The sequence below is a fragment of the Streptomyces sp. NPDC026417 genome (assembly GCF_055567695.1).
This window is the reverse complement of record NZ_JBVHPY010000002.1, coordinates 276,083-301,747: the sequence shown is the minus strand read 5'-3', so window position 1 is coordinate 301,747 and position 25,665 is coordinate 276,083. Positions and strand designations below refer to the sequence as shown.

At 72.8% G+C, this 25,665-nt stretch carries 9 protein-coding genes; all 9 read left to right on the top strand.

From position 1 onward, the window contains the following. The first annotated feature begins 131 nt into the window (after positions 1–131). The 9 genes from eccD (at position 132) to ACZ4NT_RS04020 (ending at position 24,311) form a co-directional block, all read left to right on the top strand. Complete coding sequence (gene eccD, locus ACZ4NT_RS04060) at positions 132–1,538, top strand: type VII secretion integral membrane protein EccD (RefSeq protein ID WP_467723217.1); 1,407 nt, start codon at positions 132–134, stop codon at positions 1,536–1,538. A 46-nt stretch (positions 1,539–1,584) separates the two neighbouring features. Further along, the gene (eccB, locus tag ACZ4NT_RS04055) at positions 1,585–3,183 is read left to right on the top strand and encodes a type VII secretion protein EccB (RefSeq protein WP_467723215.1); all 1,599 of its coding nucleotides are present in this window, start codon (positions 1,585–1,587) and stop codon (positions 3,181–3,183) included. Between the two features lie 502 nt (positions 3,184–3,685). Next, positions 3,686–4,021, top strand: a complete 336-nt coding sequence (locus tag ACZ4NT_RS04050; protein ID WP_121409269.1) for a hypothetical protein — start codon at positions 3,686–3,688, stop codon at positions 4,019–4,021. An 85-nt stretch (positions 4,022–4,106) separates the two neighbouring features. After that, positions 4,107–4,415, top strand: coding sequence for a WXG100 family type VII secretion target (locus ACZ4NT_RS04045; RefSeq protein ID WP_121409268.1), 309 nt, complete (start codon positions 4,107–4,109; stop codon positions 4,413–4,415). Positions 4,416–4,610: 195 nt separating this feature from the next. Beyond that, positions 4,611–5,072 (top strand): type VII secretion system-associated protein, encoded by a 462-nt coding sequence (locus ACZ4NT_RS04040; protein WP_467723212.1) that lies wholly within the window; start codon positions 4,611–4,613, stop codon positions 5,070–5,072. 123 nt (positions 5,073–5,195) lie between these two features. Continuing rightward, positions 5,196–8,705, top strand: a complete 3,510-nt coding sequence (locus tag ACZ4NT_RS04035) for an AAWKG family protein (RefSeq protein ID WP_467723210.1) — start codon at positions 5,196–5,198, stop codon at positions 8,703–8,705. 223 nt (positions 8,706–8,928) lie between these two features. Next, the gene (locus ACZ4NT_RS04030) at positions 8,929–9,384 is read left to right on the top strand and encodes a YbaB/EbfC family nucleoid-associated protein (RefSeq protein WP_121409508.1); all 456 of its coding nucleotides are present in this window, start codon (positions 8,929–8,931) and stop codon (positions 9,382–9,384) included. Between the two features lie 2 nt (positions 9,385–9,386). Next, entirely contained in the window at positions 9,387–9,764 is a 378-nt protein-coding gene (locus tag ACZ4NT_RS04025; RefSeq protein ID WP_121409265.1) for a hypothetical protein, read from the top strand. Between the two features lie 132 nt (positions 9,765–9,896). Further along, positions 9,897–24,311 (top strand): WXG100-like domain-containing protein, encoded by a 14,415-nt coding sequence (locus ACZ4NT_RS04020; protein ID WP_467723208.1) that lies wholly within the window; start codon positions 9,897–9,899, stop codon positions 24,309–24,311. The last annotated feature ends 1,354 nt before the right edge of the window (positions 24,312–25,665 follow it).

Below are 25,665 nucleotides of genomic sequence, written 5' to 3'. Positions count from 1 at the left end.
GACGGTGCGGATCCAATTCCCCTGCCCGGCAACCCCGTTCCCGGCCGTGCCGGCCTTCCGTGCTCCTCGCAGGTCCCCCTCCCGAAATAGTCCTCCTGTCAAAGTCCCCACCGAAGACGAGAGTTCAGCTGATGACCGACAGCGCTGTGGCCGAACTGTGCCGCCTGACCGTACGTGCGCCGAGCGTCTCCGTCGATCTGGCCGTGCCCGCCGACGTGCCGGTCGCCGACCTCCTGCCCACACTGCTGCGCTATGTCGGCGAGGAGGCCGAGGAGGCCGGGCTCGACCACGCCGGCTGGGTGCTCCAGCAACTCGGCGACGCGCCGCTCGACGAGGAGACCACCCTCGCCCGCTCCGGACTCGCCGACGGCGCCGTGCTCTACCTGCGGCCGCACACGGAGGCGCTGCCCGAGGCCCGGCTCGACGACCTCGTCGACGGCATAGCGGACACCGCGGGCCGGCGCCTGCACACCTGGCACCCCGAAGCCGCCCGCGGGCTGCTGGTGGGCGCCGCGGTGGCGGCGGTGGCGGCCGCCCTCGCCGTGGTGCTCTGGCCCGGGGCGACCGCCTCCGGCTCCCGCCAGGTCGCCTACGCGGCCGTGACCGGACTGCTGCTCCTCGCGGGCGCGGGCTCCGCCAGCCGCGCGGTCGGCGACCGTCTCTCCGCGACCGCGCTCGCCCTGCTCGTCGCCCCGTGCCTGGCACTGGCCGGCTGGCTGCTGCCCGGCGGCGACCTCACCGGCCCGGACGCGGCGCAGGTCGTGGGCGCCCGGCTGCTCGCGGCGGGCGCCGCGGGGGCGGGCGGTGCAGTCCTCGCGCTGGCCGCCACCGCGGTCGCCGCCCCGGCCCTCTTCGGCACCGCGATCGTCTCGGTGGCGACCGCGGCGGCGGGCGCTCTGATGGGATACTCCGGCCTGGACGTGCCGGCCTCGGCGGCGCTGGTGGCGACGGCGCTCGCCCTCGCCGCCGGAGCGGTGGCGCCGTTCGCCTTCAAACTGGCCGGGATGCGGCTGCCCGCCCTGCCGTCCTCGGCCGCCCAGCTCCAGGAGGGCATCGAGCCCTACGCGGGCGACGAGGTCGCCCAGCGCACCGAGCTGGCCGGGCGCTGGGTCACCGCGCTCTTCGCCTCGACGGGTGTCGTCGTCGCGGCCGCCCTCGCCGTGCTGACCTACCACCCGAACCTGCCCGAGGTGCTGACCTCGGTCGGCCTGAGCCTGCTGCTGCTTCTGCACAGCCGCGGCCTGGTGCACATCGGCCAGCGGCTGACCCTGGCCGTGCCCGGCGGCTGCGGGCTGCTCCTCCTCGCCCGCGCCTGGGCGGCGGACGACCACGGCGACCTGCGGGTGGTGGTCTTCGCGGTGCTGCTCGCCGCTGCGGCCGCCCTCGTGATCGCCGCGTGGACGGTACCCGGCCGCCGGATGCTGCCGTACTGGGGCCGGGCGGCGGAACTGGCGCACACCGGCTTCGCCGTGGCACTGCTGCCGCTCAGCCTCTGGGCCGCCGGCCTCTTCGGCTGGCTGCGCGGCCTGTTCGGCTGAGCACACCCCCTACGCCACGGCACGCAGAAGGAGTTGAGGACCAGCCGTGCAGTCCAAAAGAGACCAGGTACACGCCCACACCTTCCTGATGGGCAGGCTCAGTTCGAGCCTGCTGATGGCCGACCCGGACGCCCCGGAGAGCCCGCTCGGGCGCACCACCCGCGGGGTCGTCTTCGGGGTGCTGGTCACCGTCCTCATCGGGGCGGGCGCCACCGTCTACGGCCTGCTGCGCCCCGGAGGCAACGATGCCTGGCGCGACGGGGAGCACCTCGTGGTCAACCGTGACACCGGCGCCCGGTACCTGTGGACGGGCACCGACGGCGTCCTGCACCCGGTGCGCAACTACGCCTCGGCGAAGCTGATCGGCGGCTCCGACCTGGCCACCGCCGACGTCCGCACCCCCTCGCTGCAGGGCGTCCCGGTGGGCGCCCCGGTCGGCATCCCCGGAGCCCCGGACGCCGTACCCGCGCCCGACCAACTCGACGACGAACCCTGGCACATGTGCGTCACCGGCCCGGACGGGGCACTTCCCAACACCTCCGGCACCGTGCCGGTCGGCGGGGTCGACAAGCCGGGAGCGACCACCGTGGCTGCGGGGACGTCCCTGGACTCCCGCGGCATCGGCCGTGACCGCGGGGTGCTGGTGCGCGGCACCGACGGCACCGAATACCTCGTGTGGCGCGGCAGCCGACTGCCGCTGGACCGCGAATCCGACGCCCGCAACGCCCTCGGCTACGGGTCCCGGAAGCCCATGCCGGTCTCGGCGGCCTTCCTCGACGCGTTGGCACCCGGCCCCGCCCTGAAGCCGCCCGCGGTACCGGGGCGCGGCGAGAAGGGCCCCACGATCGGCGGGGAGTCCAGCCGGATCGGCCAGCTGTTCAAGGTCGGCGTCCCCGGTGGCGACAGCACCTACTACCTGCTGCGCAGGGACGGCCTGGTGCCGCTGACCCGCCTCGGCGCCGCCCTGGTGCTCGGCGACCCGGCCACCCAGCAGGACGCGTACGAGGGGCAGTCGCCCGAGGTGCGCACGGTCGGCGCGGACGCCCTGCGCGAACACCGGGGGAAGGACTCCGGTGCCACCGCGTCCGCGGAGCTGCCGGACGCGCCGCCCCTCCCGCAGTCCACGGAGCGGGGCATGGCGCTCTGCGCGCAGGTGGACGGCGACAACGGCGGCGTACGGATCAGGTCGGTGCTGGTCCCGCTGGCCCGGCTCACCCCCGTCGCGGTGTCGCAGGGCACCTCGCAGCCGCTGGAGCCGGCCTGCGTCCCGACGGACGCCACGGTCGTACGGCCCGGGCACGGAGCCCTGGTCCGCGCGCTGAACGCGAGCGGCGCCGCGCACGCCGCGACCACCTACCTGGTGGCCGAGAACGGCGTGAAGTACCGCGTGACCGCCAAGGAGTCGCTGGCGGCCCTCGGGTACGAGGCCTCGGACATCGACTCGGTCCCGGCCCCCCTGCTCGCGGCGTTCCCCACCGGGGCGGACCTCGACGCCGACGCCGCCACGGGTGCCAGGGAGCCCGCGGTCACGGCCCCGGACTGCGGTGCGGCAGGCCGGCCGGAGAAGGCCGGGGCGAACAACGGGGCAGGCGACTCGGACAAGGCAAGCAAACCGGTCACGACGGGTTCCGGTTCGCAGAGCTGACACCGCCTACCGATGCAGGCAAGGAGCGCAAACGGCCCGGGAAATGAACGCGGAATGGGTACGGCGGCGGAAAGGATCGGGCCGAAATCGGCGCCGCCTGGCGTGAATTCGATGGTGCAGGTCCGAGTCCCGGTGCCGGTTCCCGGGGGAAAGCTCAGGGAAAGCTCAAATATCAGGGGCGGGCGGCACTCGTGGAATCCGCGGGATGCGCGCACATTGCCGGGCGCGGCCCTTCTCCGTGACCGTTCGGTCTCTTCGCATGCCCGATTTCCGCCCGCTTCGGGAGTCGTGGCGGGGCGGTTCGCGCCCGGCTTCCCCCGCAGTTCCGGCGTATCTGTTCATCCCGCTGCAACGTTCACACAACTCCGTTGACATGGAAGCGATTTCGGCCGACCGGCCGTTTCTCACATCTCTCCGGCACGCGTTGCGCGGAACCCTGTTTTCTCTTTAGCCTCGGCTGGCAACGGTGCGACGAGACGCGCCTGAACGAAGGGAGCGTGACATGGCGGACAGCGCCGCGAGGAAAGCGGACTATGCCAAGGGCTTGGGGGGCGTCTCCTCCCTGGAGACCGCCCGGGACCAGGTCGAGAAGACGCAGAACAACGTTGCCGAGATCGCCGCGCGTTCCGGCGTCGGCGGCGACGAGGGCCAGGCCCTGCTGAAGCTCTTCCGCAGCTGGAACGCCGAGGCGCAGAAGGTCGTCATCCAGATCAGCACGATGATCGACGCGCTCCAGGAGAACGTGACCTCCGCCAACCGGCTGGCGAAGGAGAACCAGGACCTGACCGAGGTTCTCAACAGCAAGACCAGCCAGGGCGTCTTCGAAGCACTGAGCTGAACCACCCGCGGTACCGGCCCCCTCGCGTGCGGCCGGACTACGTGAGCTTCCCGGGCCCCGTGCCCGGCCTTCGAGAGGAGACGTCATGGCCGACGGCATCATCGACGTGCAGTACCCCAAGGTCCAGCAGGCCATCGAGGAACTGATGGACCAGACCCAGGTCATCATCAACACCCTCAACAACCTGGAGGACGAGCTGAAGCCGCTCGTCACGTCCTGGGAGGGTGCGGACCAGGAGAAGTACCGTGAGGTCCAGGCGGAGTGGGACAACGCCACCAAGAACATGGCACGGCTCCTCGGTGACAATGGCGAGCTGATCCGGACCATCCACGACAACCACTCCCGTGACGAGCGCAGGAGCGCCGACAACTGGGGCAACGTACGGGCCCGTTGAGGACTGGCCCGCGGGGCCTGCCCGGAGCCGTTCCTCCGCCCCGGCGGCGGCTGCCCGAAGCCGCGTGCGTGCGATCGAAGCGCCGAACCGCCCGCATGGCGGCGTCATGCGGGCGGCCGGGGCAACGGTCCCGCGCAGCCCACCCGGGCACCCGTCGCGTCCCCCGTCCGGCACCCAGCAGCAGGAGATCGTCCCATGGCCGGTGACAAGGCCGACGTCAAGCATTTCGACCTCAAGCAGATGGAGAACTTCCGGGACAACGAGGTGCAGCCGGTCTACACCGCCGCGAAGAAGCACCGCGAGGAGGGCGACGGCGCCACCATCCGCCCGCTCGGCCACCTCGTCGACGGACACACCACCCCGGACAACCTCGCCCAGGACAAACAGCTTCTGCGCATCGGCAAGATGGTCACCGACCCCCTGGTCTCGGGACCGAAGCTGATCGAGGGGCTCCGCACCGCGGCCGAGGCCATCGACAAGCTGCTCGGCGACCAGATGGACCTCTTCAAGGAGTTGAAGGAGGCGCTCACCGACACCATCGAGGAAGCCGGCAAGACCAAGGACAAGAACCTCGGGGCCATCGACGCGCAGACGCTGCTCCAGACCTTCGAAGAGGTCGACACCCTCACCGCCGGCAGTGCGGAAGAAGAGGACTGACCCTGGCGCGGGCGCGGGCGGACACCCCCGCCCGGTGCGCCTCCGCACCAGACACCCGCTCGCGCGCCCGTCCGAAGACACGGTGCGCCGGTGCGAACGACAACCGACCAGAAAGGGCGCCCGGTGGCCGATCGGTACGATCCCAACTCCGTCGCCAACCTCGACAAGTTCGACAACGCCGGCGACCCGTCGAGCGACACCTGGGCCACCCTGGTCACCCACATCACGGGCTATCCCGTGCCGGACCGCACCACCGTCTTCGACACGCTCCGCTCCGACCACGGCGGCAAGCTGTTCCGGATGGACATCAAGGAGCGCAGTCTCAGCCTGCTCGTCAAGGACTCCGGCTTCCTGACGAACAAGGGCGAGGACTACGACATCTGGTTCTTCGACAGCGGCAAGAAGACGAAGATCATGCAGGCGCGGATCGTCTTCGAGGGGCGCGTGAAGGCCGGCGAGGAGGTCATCTTCGCCGGCCCCGGCTCCAACAACGTCCACGACGCCCAGGTCCGTGAGGGCAACGAGTTCACGGACTACAACAAGGACAAGATGTCCACCATCCCGCTCGCCCGGTACATGAACGGGCCGCGGGCGGCGCTCCTCGCCCTCCTCGGCGGCAGCAGCCAGGACGCCCGGTTCAGCAACCTCGGCGTGCCGGGGACCGACGTGGTGGACCTGAACTCCTTCGACACCACCGGGGACTCCTTCGATTTCGCGGCCAAGTTCTTCCGGGACCACGCGGTGGTGCTCAAGGACTGGGAGGACCGCTTCGGCCGGGACGACGCGAGCTGGAAGGGCGAGGCGGCGGAGGTCTTCCGCAGCCTGCTGAAGAAGATCCGGGAGAACTACGACAGTTACGTCGAGACCTTCGACTCCTCGGCCGGCACGGGCGACGAGACCGGCACCGGCAACACCGTGTACTCGCGCGCCCTCTCGCTGGGCCGCGGGTACCTGGAGGACGCCGCCACCAAGCTGCTGGACGCCTGGCTGGCCTGGGCCAAGTCCTCGTACTACGACCCGCACCAGGTCCTGCGGTACGTCCTGGACGACCTCGCCCAGTGGGTCGACGCGAACAACGTCGCCAAGACGGACATCACCTCGACGTCAACCCGCTATTCCACGACCGTCCGGCACAGCCCGCAGGGCGGCTTCTCCCAGGTGCACCCGGAGTACGGCGACCTGACCGACATCGCCAACTGGGCGAAGGTCGGCGACAAGGCGGTCAAGATCTGGAGCCAGGGGGTCGACGAGTACCTGGGGAAGCCCGCCGCCCAGGTGCAGTCCGCCCTGAACAACCACTTCCTCGAACTCGGTGAGGACTTCACGGACAACGTGCCCAAGCCGAAGTCGACCAGTACGGCGTCGGAGGAGTACGAGGAGAAGAAGCTGAAGGAGGAGCAGGACGAGATCAAGAAGCAGAACGAGGAGAACAAGAAGTACCAGGACGAGCTGAGGGAGGAGCAGAACCGCCAACGCGAGGAGGACAAGAAGTACCAGGACGAGCTGCGCGACGAGCAGAAGAAGGAGCAGGACGAGGCCAAGCGCCTCCAGGAGGACCTGCGCAACGAGCAGAACCAGCAGCGCGACGAGGACAAGAAGTACCAGGACGAACTCCGCGAGGAGCAGCGCCGGGAGCAGGAGGAGGCCAAGCGCGAGGCCGAGGAGCAGGCCAAGGCCATGCAGGAGAGTCTCGGCGGCCTCAACGATCCGAACGCGGTCGGCGAGCAGAACCTCGACGGCCTCGACGACCTGCTGAACCGGAACAACCCGGTCACCGAGAGCCTCGGCGACATGGGCGACATCAACGGAACCGGCCAGGGGCCGCAGACCGACCTGGGACCGGTCACTCAGGGCCTCGGCAACCTCGGCGGGCTGAACGCCGGGGGCGGTTCGCTCAAGACCCCGACGGGCGGGAGCACCCAGGCCGACGGAGGCAAGCTCACCACCGATTTCCCGGACGGCAGCAGCACCTCCTTCGATCCGGACAGCGGCCTGCTGACCACCACGTCGCCGGACGGCACGGTCACCACGCAGGATCTGGGCGACGGTCTGAAGGTGACGAACCCGGACGGTTCGGTGACGTCGCTCGGTGACGACGGGAAGCTGACGACGACGTTCCCGGACGGCACCACGCAGACCGTCGACCCGTCGACGGGCCAGGCCGTCACGACCAGCCCGGACGGCAGCACGACCACGACCGACCTGGGCAGCCTCACCGACCTCAACGGCAGCCTCAACGGCGACGGTGTGCTCCAGGGCCCGACCGGCACCGACACCCAGCTGACCGACGCGGGTGACCTGACCACCGACTTCCCGGACGGCAGCAGCACCTCCTTCGATCCCGACAGCGGCCTGCTGACCACTACGTCGCCGGACGGCACGGTCACCACGCAGGATCTGGGCGACGGTCTGAAGGTGACGAACCCGGACGGTTCGGTGACGTCGCTCGGTGACGACGGGAAGCTGACGACGACGTTCCCGGACGGCACCACGCAGACCGTCGACCCGTCGACGGGCCAGGCCGTCACCACCGACCCGGACGGCAGCACCACCACCGAGAACCTGGGCAGCCTGGGCGACCTCAACGGCCGGAACGACCTGACGAACCTGAACGACCTGGGTGATCCGGGCGATCTGGGCGACATCAACTCCGACGTGACGACCGAGACGATCGGTGACCTCGGAGACATCAACAGCGGCCGGTCCGGTCTGGAGACCCCGACCGGGGGCCACACCGCGCTCGACGACAGCGGCGACTTCACCACGACGTTCGCGGACGGCAGCAAGTCCTCGTTCGACCCGGACGACGGGATGCTCACCACCACCGACGCGGACGGCACCACCACGACCACCGACCTCACCCACGGTGCGAGGGTGACCAACCCGGACGGCTCCGTCACCACCCTGGACAACGGCCAGTTGACCACCACCTTTCCGGACGGCAGCAAGCAGGTCGTCGACCCGGACACCGGCATCGTGACCGTCACCGACCCGCAGGGCCGCACGGAGACCGTGGACCTGCACGACCTCAACTCGTCCCCGGACAACGGCAGGTCGGATGTCCTCGATGGTCTCGGGGCCCTCGACGCAAGCGGCGGAACCACCTCCCGCGACGTGCCGCTCTCCGCACTGAACCTCGGCGGCGCGGGCGGCGGGGCCTCGGGCGGGGGCCTCGCAGGATCGGACTCCCTGTCCTCGGACCTCCTCGGCGCGTCCGGTGCCGGTCCCCTCTCGGACGGCACGGGCGCGCCGCTCGGGGCCGCCTCCTCGGCGGCCGGTACGCCGGGCGCCCCGGGCACGCCCGGCAGCCCCGGCATGCCGATGGGCGGCGGCATGGGAGGCATGGGCGCGGGTGGCGACAAGGGCAACGGCGAGCGAGTGCGCGCCGTCCTGGTCGACGCGGCGGAGGAGAGCGAACGTCGCAACCGCCGCCGGCGCAGCCCCTGGAACCGTCAGGAGGACAGCGACACCTTCCTCGCCCCCTCCCGGGTGAACACCACCGGTGGCGGCGACTCCACCGAGGAGGCGGCGGAACCGGGCCGCAGGTCCACCAGTTCCGCCGACTACCTGGAGGAGGACGAGGACGTGTGGGGCACCGAGGAGGGCGGCACCCCGGCCGTCATCGGGCGATGACGGCCGTACGGGCCCGGCCAGGCCACCTGGGAGAGACGAATCCCACCCGGACCCGGCTTCCGCCAACGGCCCCTCACCAGGGAGGATCAACAAGGCAGTTGACGGATTCGGGACCTGAGCACGACGCGCGAAGGGCCCGTCGGGAGGTACGGACGGGATACCTCGCGACACGTTCCGGACCGACGGGCGTGTGCGGGGACCGACGGAGAAGGGCGGGGCGGCCGTGACGGAACCGCTGGAGAAGCGGCTGGAGAAGGCGATGGCCGAACTCCGGGCCGCACAGGAGGCGGTCGCGCGGACCGAGCGCGAGCTGCGGCAGGCGTCGTTCGCGGTGCTCTCCTCCGACCGCGCGGTCCGTGCCAGCGTGGGCCCGCAGGGTGAGCTGACCGGGATCGAGTTCCTGGAGAACAAGTACCGGGACATGTCCCCCCAGGAGCTGTCGGCCAGTGTCCTGGAGGCGGCTAACGCGGCACGCCTGAAGATGAACCGGCATGTGATGAAGGCGATGGCGCCCTTCACCGAGCCCAGCAGCAACGTGCCGGAACTGAAGGGCTTCGAGCTGGACTGGGAGCGGATCTTCGGCCCCGAGGTCCTGCGCGAGGACGACGAGGACACGACGCGCGGCGGCCGGGCCGCACCCGCCTGGCGGGACGCGCTCGGCGAGGACGGGGAGGACTGACGATGGGACAGCGGTACTACGCGGACCCGCAGCGCATCGAGGCACTGGCGGGGCAGCTCGAGGAGATCGGCGCCCTGGCCCGGAGCATGACCGAGGAGTTCCTCGACGAACTCGCCCCCACCGTCAGGTGGCCCGGCACGGAGGGCGAGTTCGCCGAGAAGGCCAAACCGCAGGAGCAGAAGGAACGGCAGACCACCAAGGACACCATGATGTCCATCCGTGACGCACTGGTGGGCATCACGGACGCCACGGTCAGCCAGGTCCGGCTGATGAAGACCACCCGTGACGGCAACATCGAGGAGATCGAGCAGAACAACCGGGAGCTCGACACCCATGGGCTGGACGGCAACGGCGGCCCCGGCGGGCATGGCCGCCGCTGATCCGCGCGCCGCCGGCCGCTCCCGCACCGTGCCGGGACCGGCCAAGGTGCGGCGCGGTACGGCCACCACTCGCCGGCGGGTCACCGACGCGGCCGCTCCGGCCTGCCCGAACACCCCTCGGAGCGGCCCCCGATGAGCATGATGGCATCGCCCGAGGTCAACGCGATGATCTTCATCCTCACCGGGGAGAAGCTCATCGACGCCGACGAGGATCTCGCCTATGAGAGCCGCCGGCCCTACTCCGGTCTGGGCCGCAAGCTCGACCGGATGTCGTCGTTGATCGAGAAGTCCGTCCACGACATCGCCGAGGTCATGCCCGACGACCTCTCCAAGTCGTACGCCAAGGCGATGGGCATGCTCATCGACGACGGCGGCAAGAACTACCTGCGCGATTTCGCCGAGCAACTCGACAAGATCGCCGAGGGCCGGCGCAAGACCTCCATGGACATCATGGAGTCCAAGTGGCAGGTCATCGCCGAGGTGATCCGGCTGCTCATCGAGATCGCCATCTACCTGGCGATGTCCTTCTTCACCGGCGGCGCCTCGGCGAGCCAGATCATGATGGCCAAGCTGCGCAGCCGCTTCATGATCCTCACCACGCTCAGCCATCTGCTCCAGCGGCTGCACATCGCGCCCTCGCTGACCGAGGCGTTCGCCGAGGCGTTCACCACCTTCGCGGTACGGCTGGCGATGATGAACTTCGCCCCGAACGGCCGCCGCCCCGACGGCTTCGACTGGAACGACATCCTCAAGTCGGCCGCGTTCGGCGCCGCCGCCGGCCTCTTCACCAGCATCCTGGACGACTTCGCGAAGAACATCGTCAGGAGCTACGACAACAACTTCCTCAAGAACGGCCCGGACCTCGATTTCAAGAACAACCCGAACCTGCGCAACACCCCGGACCTCGACCTCGGGAACCACGGCCCGAAGCCGAACCCCGGCCCCACGCCCAGCCCCCACGACAACGCGCCGAAGGACCGCCCCGACCCCGGCCCGAACGGGAACGGCCCCAACGGCGCGGACCACACACCGGTCACCTTCCGGAACGACCCGCTGTCCTTCCGGAACAACACCAACCTGTGGCGGAACAACCAGATCCTGCGCAACAACGCCGACCGGCCGGGCGCGCTGGCCGGCCACTACGGGCTCAAGGGAACGTCCGACTTCCTCGCCGCCGGCTCGGGTGAGGCGCTCGCGGAGATCCTCATCAAGGGTGCCTTCGACGGCGACTGGTCCACCAGCTGGTCCACCTTCGTCGGCGCGGGCCTCAGCAGCCAGGTCGAGGCCACGCTCAGCGACACCGCCCTGAACAGCGGCGCCGAACTGCGGCACGCCATTGACAAGTTGCGCAACCCGCCGCCCACCGTCGCCGCAGGCGGCGCCGACGGACACGACTCGGACCGTGCCACGGGTTCCCGCGGCGACTCCGAGCACATCGACGGCCCCTCGCACCCGGACACCCCGGGCTCCCCGGGCGGGGCCGGGTCCGCGCGCCCCTCACCCCCGCCCGTCGCCCAGCGGGGCACCACCAACGGAGACGTCACCGGGAATGACGCGGCTTCCTCGACCTCCTTGGGGGACCTGCCGCCGTACACCAGCGTGGACCTGCCGCCGTACTCGCCCGGGCCGCTGCCCCTGACCTCCGCCGAGCACGACCTCTGGCAGCAGATCCATAACGGCAGCGCGGACGTCCGCGAGCAGGCCCTGCGCGACCTCGCCGCCGTGCGCGGTTCCCAGCCGCCCGGCGGCACCGAGATCGGTGTCCGCGACAGCCTGCACGGCCACCTGTCGCAGCTGCCCGAGGTCCGGGTCGTACCGGCCGGGGACGGCCCCGCCGCCCGGATCGACACCGACTTGGTCCGGCGCGCCCTCGACTCCTTCGGCACGCCGGTCACGGTGGACGCCCCGATCACCGCCGGGACGTTCGGCAACGGCTCGGCGGGCACCTCCCTTCCCGGGCCCGCCGGAAGCGGCACCGGGCCCGGGCCGGGCGGTGGTGCCCGGTCGAGTGGTGTCCCCACCCCCGGGGGCACCCAGACCCCCGCCGGGACGCAGCCGCAGGGCACCCGCACCCCGGACGCCCCGCGGCCGCCGGACGGCTCGCAGACTCCGACGACCGACACCTCACCGGCCGCGCTCGGCGACCCCTCAGAGGCCGCGACGGTCGACCCCTCACAAGCCACGGCCGACGACGGCACGAAGGTCTCGCAGCCGCCGCGGACCGTCGGTTCAGCGGAGACCACCTCCTCGCCGGAGGCCGCGGTCACCCCGGAGTCCGTCGCTTCCCCGGAGACCGCCGTCACCCCGGAGACCGTCGACCCGGTCGGGAACAACGGCACTCTCACCACCGTCCCGCCGCAGGTGAGCACCACCGGTTCCCACGACGACACGGGCGACGTACGCGCTGTCGGGGACGGACGCGACAGCGGCAGCCCCGCGGACGCGAAGGCCGGGCCGGGCCCCGGCACCACGCACTCCCGGTCGCCTCAGGCGCAGCCGCTCACGATCGTCGTCTCGGAGGGGCCGCCGCCGGGGGAGGGGGCACCGGAGGCTGCCGAGCTCCTGGACGGGGCCGGTGTCGACCGTGCCGTCGTCCTCGGACCGTCGCCGGCGTCGGACGGGGCGGGACGCCCGGTGCGCGCCGCGGTGGAGCTGACGCGCGAAGGCCCGGGCGCCCCGGTTCGGGTCCGTCCGCTCACCGGCCCCCCGGCCGCGGAGACGCCGGACGGAACGTCCGCCCGCCCGGACACGGCTTTCCCCGGCGCGGACGTGCTGCTGCCGCTCGCCGACGCCCTGGGGCCCGCACCCGCCGCGGCCTCCGGTCCCGCCACGCAGAGCGGCGTCACGCCTGCCGGCGACCCGGTCGTCGATCCGGCCACGCGCCCGAAACTCGTCTCGGACGGGAAGACGGCCCCGGACGACGACGGGCTCGGTCCGAACCCAGCGGACACAGGTGCCCCCGTGACCGCCGAGTTCGCCACCCTGTCCCGCCCCTGGACCGAGACGGCGACCGGCCTGCACCTGGAATCGGGCCACGGCAACGGTGACTCCGATCCGCGCGGGGGGCCGGTCGACGGGCTCGGCAGCGGGGGCGCTTCGCCTTCGCCCGTGCCGGCCCCGCCGGGCGACGTTCCGTCGTCACCGCCCGTGTCGCCCCCGCCGCGGGGGCGGATCCTCCTGCGGCCCTCGGACGGCGGCCGGACCGCCGACGACTCGACCGCCCCCGGACGGCCCGCGGGTGAGCCGGTCGTCACCACCCTGGACGGCCACACCGTGCCCGTAGCACAGCTGCGTCGCCTCGTGCCCGGCACCACCGTCAGTCCCCAACCGGGCCGCGCCGTACAGACGCTGACGATCTCGCAGGGAGCTGCCGAGGACGGAACGCCGCACGCCGCGGGACGGCGCGCACTAGGGGGCCAGGACACCTTCCGAGGTGTGCGCACCACGTCCGCCGGCCCCACACCGGCAAGCGCGGCGGACCCGCCGGTCCGCCGTACGGTGTTCACCGGCCCGCCCCGCCCGCTGCCCGGCTCGGGCACGGAGCGGGGCGCCGACTACTTCGCGGGGCACGGCACCTCCCGTACCGTCACGCTCGGCACCGAGGACGCGGCGCGGCCCACCGTGAAGGTCAGCGGCGTGCAGCTCGGCGAGGTGCTCAACGCGTGGGCGCAGGACGGTGACCGGGACCGGCCGCTGGTGCTCTTCTCCTGTGAGACCGGACGTCAGCCGGAGGTGGCGGGGCTGCCGGTGGCGCAGCACGTGGCGAACCGGACCGGACGACAGGTGTACGCGCCCACCACCGAGGTGGGCACGGCCCGGGACGGAGAGGGCAACGTCCGGGCGGTGCTCGCCGAGGGCCCCGCGGGGCCCGGAGGCTGGCGGCTCTTCACTCCGGAGCCCGCCGGTACCGAGCTGGACGACCTGGCGCGCGACGCCGGCCTGCACACGGGCCCGGGACCTGCCGACGCCTTCGCGCGGGCCCGCACCCTCCAGCAGATCCGCACGCTGCGCGCCGCCCTCGGTACGGACGCCGAACAGCGTCCGGAGAACCGCGACTTGCTCGCCGGTCTGGCCTTCGTGGACCACCTGCGCTGGCTCGGCCCGGACACCGCGGCCCGGTACGGCGACGGTCGGATGACCCCGGACCTGCTGCGCCGGATGGTCGTCGACCGGGGTGCCGCGACCGGCGACGACCTCGGCGATCCGGCCGCGGAGCCGACCGCCGAGCAGTACACCGGGTTCCTGCGGGCCGCGGCCGAGCTGCGGAGCACCGGGGGGCGCGACGCCACGCTCGACGCCCTGCTGCCCCCGCCGCCGCCCGCTCTCCCGCCGACCACCCTGGTCTCGCCGGAGGACGTGCGCGGGCTCGCCTATGCGCCCTCCGCGCAGATCACGTGGTCACTCTCCGGTACCCCGCTGCCGCTGTCCGAGCTGCGGCTGAGTTCGGAGGACACCGCCGAACTCGCGCGCCGCCGACCCGATTTGGCGCCCGCGTCGAGCCGCCCGGAGAGCCTCGCCGGGGACATGGCCCTCCTGAGCAAGGCCACACCCGGTACGGAGCCCGCCGTCCATGCCGACGGCCTGGCCTTCCGGCGGCTGGAGACCCCGGGCGGCGGGAACTGCCTCTTCCGCTCGCTGCTCGACAGCGCGCGCAGCCGGGACGTCCCCCCGGCGTGGGCCGCACGCAACGTCGCCGGGCTGCGCGGCCTGCTGCGCGACCGGATCACCGGGTCCGAACTGGGCGACACCGTGTCCGTCGCGATCCCGGACCCGGTGTTCGCCGTGGTGGACGACCTGCGGATGCGCGCCGTCGCCGGGGTACGGGACCCCGCCGAGCGGGACCGGTTCACACGTCGGTGGAACCGGACCGCGCGGAACATCGTCACCGGCGCCGACACCGCCGAGTGGCAGCGCATCCTCCGGGAGAGCGACTACCCGCAGCTCGCCGCGGTGGCGCCGACCCCCGCCGACGCGCGGCGGCTCGGCGCCAGGGGACTCGTCGCCGCGGCGGCCGAACTGCCCGCGCTGTGGTCCTCCCCGTTCGCCGACCTCCTCCCGGAAGCACTGGCGCACACCCTCGACCTCGACCTGCGGCTCGTCCAGCCCGATCCCCGATTGCCGCGGACCACCTTCGTCAACACCCTCAACCCGGGCGGCCGGGGCGGCACCCTGCACCTGTCCTACAACGGCACCGACCACTACGACGCGCTGGTCCCGGCCTCGGCGCCGCTCACCCCCGTACCTGACGGGCACACCATGCCCGAGACGGACGCGACGCGGGACCCGGCCCCCCAGGAAGCGGCGGGTGCCGACGTCTTCGGGGAGTGGCTGCGCGGCATGGGAGGGGTCACCGACCTCGACCGCGCCACCGAGGACCCCGACCGCGGGGACCCGGTACCGCTGGAGACCCAGCTCGAACGGCACCGTCCGGCCCGGCTGCTGACCGGCCGGGACGCCCGGCCGCCCGGACCGGCACCCCGCACCGTCACCTTCGAGGACGGCAGTCGGCTGCCCACGGTCCTGATCAGCCCGGACGCCGACCCGGACGACGCCGCCCCCGGCGGACGGACGGACGGAACCGCGCGCAGCCGCCCCACCGGGCTCCTCACCGGGCCCGGCAGGACCACACTGCGCTCTCCCGAGCAGGTCGCCGAGGAGATCCTGGGCAAGCTGCCGAAGAGGCTGCGCGACCAGTTCGACGAGGCGGAGCTGCTGCGCCTGCTCACGCAGCAGCCCGGCGCCTTCACCGCCCCGCGCGGCGCGCGCTTCGTGGGCCGGGAGAAGTCCGGGGTCGGCCACGAGATGACGGTCGAGGCGATCCCGTACCACCGCTGGGAACGCTTCTCCGACGTGGGCGGTGCCACTGTCCGGCTGGACACCATGCGACGCGGCCAGGCCGGCACGGGAGGCGGCCGCAGTGTCGGCTTCGGACGGCGCATCGCCGGGGGCCTCAGCATGGGTCCGCCGCTCAACTGGCTGCTCAAGATCGGTGTTTCGCTGGGCTGGACCCGCAGGACCGACTACGCGCAGGGCACTCAGGCGTACCACCAGTCCGAGTGGCGCGCCCACGAGGGCTCGCACCTGCATCTGGACGACGTGCACTACCGGGTGCGGGTGGACCGCGTCACCGAGGCTCCGAGGAACGCCGGTACGGACACCGCGGTCGGCAGGAGCGGAGACACGGCCGACTCATCGCTCTCAGGTTTCCCTTGGCGGCGCACCAGGGTGCACACCGCCGAGTTCGCGATGCGCGACGGCCTGAGCTGGCGGCTGCCGGACGACCTCACGGTGCCGTACACGGGGCCCCGGCGGGCACCGCGGACGCTCACCTTCCCGGACGGCGTCGAGCCCCGCATGACCGACATCACCGGACTGCACCTGACGGACCCGCCGGAAGACGTGGCGCTCGCCCTCTCCGGTGCCCGGCCCGGCAGTTCGGCCCACCGCACGCTGGTCTCGTACGTCCGGCCGGGGTGGCTGCTCGCCCTGTTCGGCCGGCTCTCCGGGCCGGTCACCGGGCCCGAGCTGACCCGGGGGAGCGGCCGGCATCCGCTGGGGCACCTGATCGTGGAACGGTCGGTGCCGCACCGGGCCACCCTGGTCACCGAGTCGGTCAAGGCGGAGTTGCGCGACCTCACCCAGACCACATACCAGAACGAACGCGGCCATGTCCGTGACACCCGGCTGGGCCTCCAGGTCACCGCGGGCCCGAATCACACCCTCGTGAACCCGGAGACCGACGTACGCCTCCAGGGCGGCCCGCTGGTCCGTGCCGACCTCTCCACCGGGCGCGGTCACTACCTCGGCGTCGACGCGGCCCGGAAGACCACCGGCCGCATCCGCAACCAGCCTGTGGCGCTCTACCGGGTGGAACGCACCCTCATGGTGCGGCGGCCCGGCGAGCCGTCGTCCGCGGCCCGTCCCGTGCGCGTGGTCAGCCTGGACTGGATCTCCACCCAGGACGCACGGCGCCTCGCGGGCTGGGACAGCCGCACGCCGGGCCGGACGGGCCCCCACCCGGACGCCGAGCCGCCGGTGCCGTGGTACCTCACCCGGGAGGACCCGGTCCACCTCAGCGGCCAGGTCCGGGCCGAGGGCTTCCGCCCCGTCCGCCCACCGGGCGACACACAGCCGCAACCGGCAGCGCTCAACCCGCCGTCGGGGCAACCCGATGCGCAGCCCCGGCCCCGTACCCCGGTGCCGCGGCCGCCCGCCCCCCAGGACCCCGTGCGGGCCTTCACGGACGCCGTCCTGGACACCCTGCACCAGTCCTACCCGTCGCTGTTCGTGCCGCCGTTCATGCTGCGGCACCCGCGGCTGGCCAAGTACTGGTACGGCGACGGGCGGATGCGGACCGCGCTGCACAACGACCGCCAGGTGCGCGAGGCCCTCAACCGGCCCGCCCTGGCGCAGAGCCTCGACGACCTGACCACCACCGGAGTGCCCGTCACCCTCACCGAGGACGGCAAGGTGCGCCGAGGCCACCACACGCTCACCCTCCGGGCGCGCCTCACCGACCGGCGCTTCGAGACGACCATGAGCGAGCGTTCGCTGCGCAACGCCGTGATCGGCACCGAGGTGTCGGGCCAGGGGCAGCAGGCGGCCGTCACCCTCTCCGGAGGCGTCGAGCTGGGCGTCGCGCCGCGCGACCACGACAAGGTGCCCGACGTCGGCCTGCCGCGCCAGGCCGGAAGCGTGGCCATCGGACTGCGCCACGCCAGGACCGACCAGAAGGCCACCAGGAGCACGGTCGCGGTCGCCCACGACCACCTGACGTTCCAGACCGGCGCCGACCTCTACAGCTACCAGGTGGAGCTGAGCGCGTCCTTCGAGGGCCACCGACGCCCCCGCGGCTGGGCCCGGCTCGCCTCGGTCGGCCTGCTCGGCGCGGGCGTCTTCGTCAGCAAGGTCGAGGAGCGGCCCCTCTTCGCGCGGGGCAACGAGACCGTGGGCCGGGTGGAGCTGGCCGTGCCGTCGGCGCACGGCTCCGACCGGTTCGCCCCCGCCGACCCGGCGCCCACCGGCCCGGCCCCGGCGACGGCGAGCACGCCGACGCAGCTCTCCTCCGCCGAGGCGGACCAACTCCTCGACGGCACAGGCCCGTTCCCGGGGGCGGAGTCGCCCGACCGGCACCTCACCCGGAAGCTGCTGAGCGCCCCGCACGTGGTGCTCAGCGCCGAGGGCGGCCCGGAACGCGGTCGGCTCATGCAGGACACCGCCGACCGCGCCTCGGGCACCACCTGGCACGTCAGCGCACCCGGTGCCCCGGTGCGCACCGCGCTGCGCCGGGCGATGGCGAACCTCAGCGTGGCCGGTCAACTCGGCCAGTACCTGGGCCCGTTCGGCTCACGGGTCGCGGGACTCAACGGCGCAGGTCCGTTCCGGACGCACTACCTCAAGGCGGCGGTCCGCGGCGAGCTGCGCAACTTCCGGGTCAGGAGCGACCCGAAGCCGGCGAGCCTCGAAACGACCGTCGGCAACGAGCACCGCGTCGCCGGCAGCGCGAGCACCGTCACACGCACCACCCTCGGTCTCCAGGGCGCCGACACGCCCCTCCAGCAGGCGCCCGGCCGGCAGGCGGTGGTCGGCTCCTACTCGGCCGCCCTGCAGTACGCCTGGGGCAAGGGCCGCAGCGCCTCGCAGGTGCTCACCCGGGGACGCAACACGACCCTCTCCTTCGCCGGGCGCATGTACCTGGTGGTCGCCGACACCGCCGAGACCATCGCCGTACGGGACCGCTGGACGGCTGCGATGGGCGCGGTGGGTACCCGCGCCGGGGACCGCCTCAGCGCCGCCGCGGGCCGGCTCTCCTCGCGCCTCGGCGCAAGCCTCGCCCCCCGCAGGGCGGCCGCCGCCGTTCAGCGCATCCGCGACGCGGTGATGTTCCACCTGCCGATGCAGGACGTCATCGAGGCCGGGCTCGCCCCCGACGGCCTGGCCACCGGCACCCCGCGCAACCTCGGCGGCGGCTACCGGCTGCCCCCCTACCTGAGGTTCCGCCGCTTCCCCTCCCATCCGGGCGGACAACTCGACGCGAGCGCCGCGGCGCGGCACCTGCTCCCGCAGCTGGAGAGGATCGGGGTGCCCTCGCACGACCGGGAGCAGGTGCTCCAGCGGCTCTCCCCGGACTTCCTCGCCGCCCACCTGCACGAGCTGACGACCGACGGCATGACCCTCCCGGTCCGCTACCGCGCCTGGTCCGACCCGTTCCATCTGCCGGTCGGCGGCAGCCCCGGACAGCTCCGGTTCACGCTGACGCCGGTCACCACCGCCGTGGACAGGCTGCGCACCGGCTACGAGCTGGAGGACTACCGGACCACGGCCCGCGACGACGCCGACGGCAGTTCCCAGGACCGCGGCGCCGACGTGACGCTCAGCGGCGGCCAACGCGCCGCGGAGGACGGCGTCCTCGTCGCCAACCCCTCGCTCCAGGGCACCGCGGCGAAACAGCGGTCGAGCGCGCTGACCCGGACCGCCGGCACCACCGCGATGCCGAACATCGCCACCACCCAGGTCCACGCCGAGATCGTCACCGCCTACACCCTGACCGTCGCCATGACGGACGCGGCCGGTGACCCGCTCACCCCCGGCGTCACCTCCGTACCCGTCGGCAGTCTCCACGAGACCCTCCCGGCCGGCCTGCTCACCCCCGACGGCGACGGCGCAGACGGCGCACTCACCGAGCAGGACGTGCCGGAACCCGAGCGCGCGGTGCGGATGCTGACCGCCGCCCAGGCCCGCCCCGAGGGCATCGCCGCCTGGCGTACCGCCGCCGCCGGGGACCCCGGGGGCGGCGCCGACCCGGACGTCCTCCCCTTCGACGACCGGATCGGCTCCGGCATCCTCGCCGTGGACATCCGCGGCGCGGCCAACGTGCAGGACGCCCTCACGCTCGCCACCGCCCGCGCCGACGGACTCGGCGACGGCGACCTCGGGAAACGGCACACCGGTACGAGCCTCGGCGGCCAGGTACGCACGGCCCGTCTCACCTCGCTCACCGGCCTCGGCACCGCACCGGCACAGGCCCAGCAGGAGGCAACCGCACAGGTCGGTCTCACCGCCGGATTCCGCGAGGCGCTCGGCGCGCACGGCACGCCGCTGCCCGCCCAGGCCTCCGCCCACCTCTTCGGCCAGTCGCACACCGCGGACTCGCGCCTCTACGCGAAGATGCACCGCCGCGGTGCCCGGCTCCTCGCGGTGGAGAACAAGCCGCGCATGGAGGCCATGCAGCGGGCCAAGACCTCCGACGCGCTGGAAGCGGGCATCACCGACAACGTCGAGGGCGCGGTGGGCACGGCGCCGCTCGCGGGCAACAGCAACGCCGGTGTCACCAACCCCGGCGCCACCGTCCCCATCGCCGGCGCCAACGACGGCAGCGCGCTCAAGGGCGCGGTGGACACCACCCTCGGCACCCACACCAAGGTCGTCACCGACCGGAGCATGCTCTTCGCGCTGCCGGTGACCTGGCTGTCGGTGGCCGAGGTGGACCACCGGGTCACGGACAGCCGGCCGCTGCACGCGCTCGGCAAGGCCAAGCGCGGGCCCCGTGCCGCCGAGGCCGAGACGACCGCTCTGGTCTGGCTGCGCGAGGACATCGCCCGCGATCACGGGCTGCTGGACGACACCACGTTCCCCGACGAGGTCCTCGCGGCCTGGGACGGCCAGGCCAATGCGGCCGCCGACCTCGCCACGGCCGAGAAGCACTACTACGACGCCCGGGCACGGGCCCGGGAGACATGGCTCGACCTGAGCCCGGCGGAACGGACGGCGCTCGGCGACGACAACTCCGGCCCGCCGGCCGACCTGCCGCAGGACGTGATCTGGTCCCCGGCCGTCGTCGCCTGGCAGGCCGCCCGTCAGGAGGTCCACCGCTGGGAGCAGCGCACCGACGCCGCCGCCCGGGACCACCATCGGCTGCACCTGGCCGCCTCCCGCCTCACCGCCCACCACCAGGGTTCGGCCGCGGTCACGGTGCCGGACCGGCCGCAGGAGTACACCGAACCGGAATGGCGCTCCGAGGCACCCGAGCCGTACACGGTCGACGAGGGGACCGGTGCCGCGCCGCGCACCCTCACCTCCCCGGACGGAGCCACGGTCCGCGAACTGCACGAGATGCCGCACGACGGCGCCTCGTTCTTCCACGCGCTGCTCGCCGTCGCCGCGGCCCGCGGCCGGCTGCCGTACCTCCTCGGCGACGACCTCGCCGACCGGTTCGGCAGCGCTCCGGGCGACCCGGCGGTCACCGCGGAGGCCATCGGCGGCGCCCGCGACCGACTCGCCTGGGAACTGGGCGAGGACGGCAACGAGGACCTGCTCGACTCCCTTGCCCTGGACCTCGCGGACACCTTCACGCAAGCCGAACTGGACGCCGCCCACGTGGTGTTCACCCCGGCACAGCAGGCCGAGTTCGACGCCTTCGGCCGGCTGCCGCAGACCTACTGGCCGGCCCCCGCGCAGCGGGTGGCGCTCGCCACCGCGGCCCTGTCCCGCCCGTTCGCGGGCGAGTCGCGCCAGGCCGGCACGGAGCTCGCGGACGGCGATCCGCCCGAGCGCCGCGCGGGCGACCACGGCGGCGCCGATCTGCTGCCCGCCCTCGCCGCCCGCGTCCTGGGCACCCCGCTCACCGTCGTGACGGGCGAGGGGCGCGACCAGCTGTTCCTCCCGCACGGCGGCGACCCGGCATCCGTCGACCCGGCCGTCGATCCCGTCCTCTTCGTCACCGGAGGCTTCTTCCACGCGGCCCTGCCGCCCGGTACCCCGGCTCCGTCCGTCACCGCGCTGCCCGCCCCCGCGGGCGCGGTCGTCTCCGGTACGAGCACCGGGACCCCGGGTGCCGACACCACGGGCCCGACCACCGAGCCGCCGCCCGCGCACCGCAGCCACAGCACCGCGCCGTGGCTGCCGCCCGCCGACCGCAGCGGTCCGCGCTACCGCCTCGGCCGCGACGGCGTCCTCACCGCACCCGACGGCGCCACCTACAGGCAAGGAACGCCCGCCGGCCGCGGCAACGGCTTCTTCGGCGCGCTCTCCACGGCCCTGCGCCGGGCGGCGGAAGAGCCGGGTCTCGACCGCCGGGAGGCGGCACGGCTGCGCCTGCGCGCCGAGGCGACCCCTGCCCGGCTGATGCGCTTGAACGGCCTGCCCGGTGACCGCGCCGACCGCGATGCGCTGTTCACGCCGCCGCCCCTCCGGATCCGTCCCGACGCGCCCGCGCCGAGCCGGGACGCCCTCGACGGGCATCTGCGCCGGCATCTCGCCGAAGCGCCGTGGGGCCCCGGGGCCGACCGTGCGATGGCCGAGTGGGCCGCCGCCGCGACCGGCACGACCATCACCCTGATCGAGGAGAACGGAACCGTCCACACCTTCGCCGGGCCCTCCGGCGACAGCGGTCCGCACCTCCGCCTCCGCCGCCGGGGCGGCGACTTCGTCCCGCTGGCCCCACTCACCCCGGCACCCGCGCCGAAGGCCCCGGCGCGGCAGAACCGGATCGCGCCGGACCCGGCCCCGCACGACCCCACCCCGCCGGACACGGTCCTCCGTGACGCGGCCGCCCTGCCGCTGCCCCCGTCGCCCGCGGGCGGCGACGTCCCGGGTCTCCCGGAGGAGGACGAGGAGGAGGCGTACGAGCTGAGCACGCTGTCCGGCACCGAGGCGGGCTCCGACCCTCGCACGGACCCGGTACCGGACCCGGCGCCCGTCGCTCCCGAACCGGTCCTCCGCTCCTTCAAGCTGGGGAACTACGAGTTCACCAACCTGAACCAGACGGACAGGTACGTCGACAAGGCGGTCCGCATCATCGAGCTGCTGGACGAGCACGGCACCATCAACGAGTACGTGGGCGGCCGTCCCGTCCGGATCACCCTGCACCTGCGCACGACGGAGACCCCGGCCGACGTGCGCGACCTGGGCGACGACGGCGTCCAGATCAACCTCGCCAGCTACTACTTCGAGAAGTACGACACCGGTTACCTCATGGGCATGCTGGCCCACGAGATCGGCCTGCACCCTCTCGCCTCCCGCAACACGGAGATCCCCGAACAGGAGGAGGCGTACCGGGGCATGCCCCTGCCGGTGCCGGGGCTGACCGACCTGCCGACGCCACGCACCATGAACACCGAGGGGGCGGGTCAGGCCGACCACATCATGGCCGCCCACCCGCGCACCATCCGGCACGGCATCTACCGCGACATCGTCATCGAGATGGCCCAGGTGCTCGCCCGGCGCGCGCGGGCCGGCGTGAGCGGCGCCAAGTCCCAGGACGTCACCGACCTGTTCGAGACCTATCTGATGGACCTCGCCTCCATCGCGGTCACCAGCGACTACCGGCTGAACGCGGTCAAGGAGCCCAACTACACGGCGAGGGTCTACAACGCCTACAAGGAGATGCTGCACGGCCGACTGGCGGAGCACGCCGCTCTCCGGGACCTCCTGCCCTCGAACAAGACGCTGTTCGGCGTGGCACGGTCCTTCACCCAGCTCGCCACCAGCATCGCGACCAACAACCGCGGCGACAGCATCCAGCGGCCCGTCGCCCAGGACCCTGCCGGAGACCACACCGGCGAGGCACGGCCCAGGCTTCCCGGGACCGGCACCGCACCGCAGACCGCGCCGTCCGACACCTCGCCGACCCGTGGCCCACGCGACAGCCGTCCCCGGTTCGTGGTGCGTTCCGGCTTCGACGCCCGCCGGTTCGCCTACCGGGGCGAGCCGGTCACCGACCTCACCGTCCGCATCGCGATACGGGGCACGGACGACCAGGTCTCGCACGTGTTCGACCAACTCACGTCGGGCGTCGCCGAGTTCCTGAACGCCCCGGGGCACCGTCTGCTCAACGGCGACCGGCTGCACGTGACCGTCGAGCAGGTCGACCCCGCCGATGCCCCGCACCTGACCGTGGACCTCGCGGGCCGGGACCGGGCGATGGACCAGCTCACCTGGTGGGCCGACGCCGCCCCGGTGCAGTTGGTGCACGAGCTGACCCACCAGCTCGGCCTGCGCGACGAGTACCGCGACGCCGACTCCCCGCACCGCCCCCACATCCTGGGCAGCCTGCTGGGCGACCTCGGCGAGGCTCCCGAGGACGCCTCCCTCGCCCCCGCCGGACTGCGCGACCGGCACCTGGCCCTGCTCGGAGCGCTCATCGGCGACGTGACCCCGGCGCCCCGGCAGGGCGACGGGGGACGACCGGAGCTGGGCCGCGGCCCGGAGCGCCGCCCCGGCGGAGACCCGCGAGGCCGTCTGGGTGGACCCGGTCTCCCTGCCCCGGCCTGCCGACGCCACGGCCGTCGCGGAGGTCCCGGCCCACATGCAACAGGAGTCCGGCGCCGCGCCCGCCGCGCAGGAGCCGGTCGTACCTCCCTTCAAGCTGGGGAGCTACGAGTTCACCAACCTCAACCAGACCGGGAAGTACGTCGACAAGGCGGTCCGCATCGTCGAGCTGCTGGACGAGCACCACACCATCAGGAACTACGTCGGCGGCCGTCCCGTCCGCATCACCCTGCACGTGCGGACGACCGAGACCCCGGCCGACGTGACGGACCGCGGTGATGCCGGCGTCGACATCAACCTGGCGAGCTACTACTTCGAGAAGTACGACATCGGTTACGTGATGGGGATGCTGGCCCATGAGATCGGCCTGCATCCACTGGCGTCCCGCAACGCGAGGATTCCCGAGGAGGAGGAGCTGTACCGGGGCATGCCGCTGCTCGTGCCGGGGCTGGAGAGCCTGAAGACGCCCCGGTTCATGAACACCGAGGGTGCGGGTCAGGAAGATCACGTCATGGCGGCCTTCCCGCACACCATCCGGCACGGCATCTACCGCGACATCGTCCTGGAGATGGCCGAGGTGCTCGCGCGGCACGCACGGGTCGGCGTCGCGGGCGCCAGGCCCAAGGACGTCACCGACCTGATCGACACCTATCTGATGGACCTGGCCTCCATCGCGGTCACCAACGACCACCGGGCACGGGCGATCACGGACCCGAACTACACGGCGAAGGTCTACAACGCCTACAAGGCCCAACTGGCCGAGCACATGGCCCAGGACAGCCCCGTACGCCCACTGCTCCCCGCCGACAAGGGGCGGTTCGGTGTCCTGGGGGACTTCGCCGCCCTCGCCGCCGCCGTCGGTACCAACAACCGCGGCGACAGCATCCGGCAGCCCGCCCCGCCCGCGCAGACCGGCGACAGCACCGCCGAGGCACGCCCGCGCCTGCCGCAGAGCACCGCCGACGGCACGGCGTCCACCGCTGTCCCGGCGCGCATGCCGCAGGGCCCCGCCACCACCCCGGCAGCTCCCGAGCCGGTCCTCGTCCCCTTCACGTCGGGCAACTTCGCGTTCACGAACCTGAAGCACACCGAGGAGAAGTACCGGGACAAGGCGGTGCGCATCATCGACGTGCTCCGGAGGCACGACACGATCCGGGAGTACATCGGCGATCGCCCCGTCCGGATCACCCTGCACGTGCGGACGACGGAGACCCCGGCCGACGTGACGGACCGCGGCGACGACGGTGTCGACATCAACCTCGCCAGTTACTACTTCGAGAAGTACGACATCGGTTACATCATGGGGATGCTGGCCCACGAGATCGGCCTGCACCCCCTCGCCTCCCGGGACACGGGCATCCCCGACGAGGAGGGCATGTTCGCGGGGATGCCGCTCACCGTGCCGGGGCTGACCGATCTGAGGACGCCGCGGATGATGAACACCGAGGGCGCCGGGCAGGCGGACCACATCATGGCCGCGTATCCCAGCAGTACGAGGCACCGGATCTACCGCGACCTCGTGCTCGACATGGCGCAGGGCCTGGCGGAGGACGCGCGGACGGGCCAGGAGGGTGCGCGGCCGCAAGACGTCACGGATCTGATCGACTGCTGTCTGATGGACCTCGCCACGATC

Excerpts from the sequence above, each read along its gene's own strand:
- ACZ4NT_RS04050 (WP_121409269.1), top strand. The coding sequence starts at position 3,686 with ATGGCGGACAGCGCCGCGAGGAAAGCGGACTATGCCAAGGGCTTGGGG.
- ACZ4NT_RS04040 (WP_467723212.1), top strand. The coding sequence starts at position 4,611 with ATGGCCGGTGACAAGGCCGACGTCAAGCATTTCGACCTCAAGCAGATG.
- ACZ4NT_RS04025 (WP_121409265.1), top strand. The coding sequence starts at position 9,387 with ATGGGACAGCGGTACTACGCGGACCCGCAGCGCATCGAGGCACTGGCG.
- ACZ4NT_RS04020 (WP_467723208.1), top strand. The coding sequence starts at position 9,897 with ATGAGCATGATGGCATCGCCCGAGGTCAACGCGATGATCTTCATCCTC.
- ACZ4NT_RS04045 (WP_121409268.1), top strand. The coding sequence starts at position 4,107 with ATGGCCGACGGCATCATCGACGTGCAGTACCCCAAGGTCCAGCAGGCC.
- eccD (WP_467723217.1), top strand. The coding sequence starts at position 132 with ATGACCGACAGCGCTGTGGCCGAACTGTGCCGCCTGACCGTACGTGCG.